This window comes from Nitrosomonas supralitoralis (assembly GCF_003011925.2).
Taxonomy (GTDB): Bacteria; Pseudomonadota; Gammaproteobacteria; order Burkholderiales; family Nitrosomonadaceae; genus Nitrosomonas; species Nitrosomonas supralitoralis.
Genome location: NZ_PXXU01000176.1, coordinates 1 through 738, shown reverse-complemented (window position 1 = coordinate 738; position 738 = coordinate 1). Strand labels below are relative to the sequence as shown.

Annotated in this window: 1 protein-coding gene; it reads right to left on the bottom strand. The window is 40.9% G+C overall.

The features are described from left to right. Positions 1-3: 3 nt before the first annotated feature. A complete protein-coding gene (locus C7H79_RS17290) occupies positions 4-588 on the bottom strand; it encodes a recombinase family protein (protein ID WP_106708447.1) in 585 nt (194 codons plus the stop codon). Positions 589-738 lie beyond the last annotated feature (150 nt).

Sequence of the window (738 nt, the reverse complement as noted above, 5' to 3'; positions counted from 1 at the left end):
TTTTTATTGCTGTGGCCTGAGTTGTTCAATTTTCTCGGGTGGGAAGTGGCGATAGAAGGTTGTTCTGCCGATACCAAGGGTTTTAATGATGTCGGAGATAAAAGGGTAATTTTCAATATCTTTGAGCATGGCTTGTGCCGTGCGTATTTTATCTACTGTCATTAATGTGGGCCTGCCGCCAATGCGACCATTCCTGCGTGCGGATTGCAGACCTGCTCGGGTATTTTCAACAATGATTTCGCGTTGAAACTGGTCAAAGGCTGCATTCATGTGAAAGAACAATCTACCTTCTGGGGTGCCGGTGTCGATATTTTGCGTGATGACTTTGAGACCTATGTGGCGATCTTCAAGATTTTTGACCGTGTTAATAATTTGAGTCAGCGATCGTGCAAGCCGCGAGAGTTTCCAGATTACCAGCGTATCGCCTTCACGCATATATTGAAGCGCATCTTCCAACTGAAATCGTTTTGTACTTGCCCCTGATATTTTTTCAGTAAATATCTTTTTACATCCCGCTTCTTTTAGCGCTTCAATCTGTAATTGTGGATTTTGATCAAGAGTGGAAACTCGCGCATATCCGATCAACATATTTTTTGTTCCTAAAACGGTTTTTCAGGATATTAACAGAACGATTTGTTCGGAACAATGTTTTGGAACACATTATTAAGAATTTTTATATCAAATTAGGGTAGGGGGCCTGTTGTTCTTAAAACGATCGTTTTAAGGACAATTTATTGT

Coding starts and splice junctions, on each gene's coding strand:
- C7H79_RS17290 (WP_106708447.1), bottom strand. CDS start 588: ATGTTGATCGGATATGCGCGAGTTTCCACTCTTGATCAAAATCCACAA.